Annotated in this window: 4 protein-coding genes; all 4 read left to right on the top strand. The window is 49.6% G+C overall.

Annotated features, from left to right (window positions below; translation table 11 throughout):
* Nucleotides 1–79 precede the first annotated feature (79 nt).
* Nucleotides 80–1054, top strand: a complete 975-nt coding sequence (locus ACQY6Q_RS04830; protein ID WP_427978519.1) for a glutathione S-transferase family protein — start codon at nt 80–82, stop codon at nt 1052–1054.
* Nucleotides 1055–1188: 134 nt separating this feature from the next.
* A complete protein-coding gene (gene elbB, locus ACQY6Q_RS04825; protein WP_427978516.1) occupies nt 1189–1848 on the top strand; it encodes an isoprenoid biosynthesis glyoxalase ElbB in 660 nt (219 codons plus the stop codon).
* Between the two features lie 70 nt (nt 1849–1918).
* Nucleotides 1919–2881, top strand: coding sequence for a sugar kinase (locus tag ACQY6Q_RS04820; RefSeq protein WP_427978514.1), 963 nt, complete (start codon nt 1919–1921; stop codon nt 2879–2881).
* On the top strand, nt 2881–3428 hold a 548-nt coding region (locus ACQY6Q_RS04815; RefSeq protein WP_427978511.1), incomplete at its 3' end, for a bifunctional 4-hydroxy-2-oxoglutarate aldolase/2-dehydro-3-deoxy-phosphogluconate aldolase. The genes ACQY6Q_RS04820 and ACQY6Q_RS04815, both read left to right, overlap by 1 nt.

Below are 3428 nucleotides of genomic sequence, written 5' to 3'. Positions count from 1 at the left end.
CCAGTGAAGGCATCGATTTAGGGGCGATATCGATGCGCTCGTTCTTGTTTCATGCTTAAGTCATTTTTAGGAGAAGATTATGTTAGTCGACGGTCAATGGGTAGAAGATTGGAAACCCATGCAAAAAGCCGATGAAAAAGGGCGCTTCGTTCGTCAGGTATCGGGTTTTAGAAACTGGATTACTCCCGATGGTAGCGCAGGCCCTACTGGTGAAGCCGGTTTTAAGGCAGAAGCCGGACGTTATCGTTTATATGTGGCGTTAATTTGTCCTTGGGCTTCACGTACCTTAATCGCCAGAAAGCTAAAAGGTCTAGAAGAGCTGATCCCTGTGACCGTGGTGAACCCTAAAATGACTTCGCAAGGTTGGGAGTTTGGTGGTTATGAGGGGGCCGACCACGATCCGCTGTTTAATTCGCAGTACATGCATCAGCTCTATACTCGCGCCGATGCTCATTTCACTGGCCGTGCAACGGTGCCAGTGCTGTGGGACATGCAGCAAAACGTGATGGTAAACAATGAAAGCGCCGACATCTTAAGAATGTTAGATACTGCCTTTGAGCACCTGGTTCCATCTACGATCCGTTTATATCCCGAGCAACATGCCGCCGAGATTGATGAACTTAATCCGCGCATCTACCACATGTTGAACAACGGTGTATATAAAGCCGGTTTTACTCAAGAGCAGGAATCCTATGAAGAAGCCTGTAACGAAGTATTTGCCATGTTGGACGAATTAGAAGCGCGTTTACAAGGGCAAGATTACTTAGTGGGTAATCAGCTTACCGAAACCGATATTCGTAGCTTTGTTACCTTGATTCGCTTTGACGCGGCTTACCATGGTCTGTTTAAAACCAACCGTAAGCAAATTGCCGACTACCCCAATTTATCGGCCTATATGGAACGTATTTTGCGCCTGCCTGGGGTGATAGATACGGTGAGTATCGACCACATTACCGCTGGCTATTATGCGCTGAAGGCGCTTAACCCTTCGGGCGTGCGTCCAGTTGGCCCTGCCCATATCGAGCAGCTCATTGCCTCGGTGAAACAGGCCTAAGCCACTCATGTGTACGTAAAAGCCAGCCGCTGAGCTTGCTTTGTTGGTTCAGGGCCGTGATTAGGCTATGGCAATTGGCGAGCTTCATCTATAGTTCTAGGGCATTGTTGTATTCGTAATCAAGAGGGAAATCTATGAAGACGGTAGCAGTAATCTTATCGGGTTGTGGCCATTTAGATGGTGCCGAAATTCGCGAGTCTGTATTAAGCTTATTAGCCTTGGAGCTAGAAGGGCTTAGTTATCGCATTTTTGCTCCAGATAGCAATCAGTTTCATGTGGTCAACCATTTAGCGGCGGAGCCTGAAGAGGGCGCCGAGCGTAATGTTTTGCAAGAAGCCGCCAGAATTGCCCGCGGTGATATTAGCCCCCTGGCCGAGCTCAAAGTGGATGAATTTGACGGTTTAGTGCTTCCCGGTGGGTTTGGCGTGGCCAAAAACCTCTCTAACTTTGCTTTTAAGGGGGCCGATGGCGAAGCCGATGCTAACTTAGCGTCAGTGGTGAATGGCTTCTACCAAGCGAAAAAGCCAATTGCGGCGGTCTGTATTGCGCCGGCGATTATCGCCTTAATATTGGGTAAGCACGCGCCAACCTTAACCATTGGCAGTGACCCTGGCACCGCCGAGCAAGTGGAAAAAACCGGCGCGCTACATCAAAACTGCGCCACTGATGATTGCGTGGTGGATCAACAGCACCTGCTGGTGACCAGCCCCGCCTATATGGACGATGGCGCGTCTATTAAGCAAGTATTTGCCGGTATTAGTAAGGCAATTAAAGCTTTTGCCGCCTTGGCCTAATTCCCGTTGCTATTTCTGGGCTAGCCATGGAATGATAAGCGGTGCATCTTACTGATATTTAAGCCTAAATATGAAGAAAATAGCAATTGTTGGCGAATGTATGATTGAGCTAAATGGTCAACCCTTTGGCAGCATGCAACAAACCTATGGTGGCGATACGCTGAACGCGGCGGTGTATTTGGCGCGAGCCGCTAAGCAACAGCCAGTAGCGATTCATTATGTCTCTGCTTTAGGTGATGATGCCTTAAGCGAAGGCATGCGCAAGCGCTGGCAGCAAGAGGGGATTAATACCGAATGGGTATTACGCGACCCCATTCGCTCGCCGGGTTTATATATGATTCAATTAGATGAGCATGGCGAGCGTAGCTTCTTGTATTGGCGCGAGCAGTCGGCGGCTAAATACCTGCTGCAACATAGGGAGTTTGCGGCAGTGGCCGAGGCGCTTCACAATATGGACATGCTGTTTGTGAGCGGTATTTCCTTGGCGATTCTAGAGCCAGGAGATCGCCAGCATTTGTTAGACTTATTGCAAACGCTGGCCGATGCCGGCGTAGAGATAGCCTTTGATAGCAACTACCGCCCCCGTTTATGGCCGCAAGACCAAGAGCAAACGGTGAGGCAGGTTTATCAACAAATGGCGGAGCGCTGTGATTTAGCCCTAGGCACCTTTGATGATGAACAAGCACTGTGGGGCGATAGTGATTATCAACAAACCCTCGCTCGTTACCAACAAGCTGGCTGTAGCAAGGTGGTGGTTAAACTGGGTGCCGAGGGCTGTGTTTATCAAGATTTCGCCAGCATGACTCAAGCCGAATTGGTGCCCACCCAAGCGGTGCAACAGGTGGTTGATACCACCTCGGCGGGGGATTCTTTTAATGGTGGCTTTTTAGCTGCCTACTTGACCGGAGCAAGCCTGTCTCAAGCCTGTAAGCAGGGCAATGGGCTGGCCGGTTTGGTGATTCAACATCGCGGTGCGATCGTCGCTAAAGACCTGACCCGTTCTTATTTCAACTCTATTAACAAGGATTATTGATGACCACCATTACTGAGCAAATCAGCAAATATAAGGTGATCCCCGTGATTGCATTAGATAAGGCCGAAGACATTCTGCCTTTAGGTAAAGCCTTAGTTGAAAATGGCCTGCCGGTGGCGGAAATTACCTTTCGCTCCGACGCCGCCGAAGAAGCGATTCGCCTATTGCGAGCCGACTACCCAGAGATGTTGATTGGTGCGGGTACTGTACTGAATCGCCAGCAGGTGATTGCGGCCAAAAATGCCGGTGCTACCTTCATCGTTTCACCGGGGTTTAATCCCAATACCGTAAAGGCTTGCCAAGAGCTGGATATTGAAATTATTCCGGGGGTGAATAACCCTAGCACCATTGAAGCCGCCTTAGAAATGGGCCTGACTTCACTGAAGTTTTTCCCTGCGGAGGCCTCGGGTGGCATTAACATGCTTAAGTCTTTGCTGGCCCCTTATGTGGACATTCAAATTATGCCTACCGGTGGTATTAATACCTCTAATATCAACGACTACCTTGCCTTGCCACGAGTGCTTGCTTGTGGGGGCTCATGGATGGT

It is taken from the genome of Agarivorans sp. (assembly GCF_050295395.1).
Classification (GTDB): Bacteria; Pseudomonadota; Gammaproteobacteria; order Enterobacterales; family Celerinatantimonadaceae; genus Agarivorans.
Note: the sequence above shows the minus strand (reverse complement) of the source record. Positions and strands in the feature narration are given on the sequence as shown.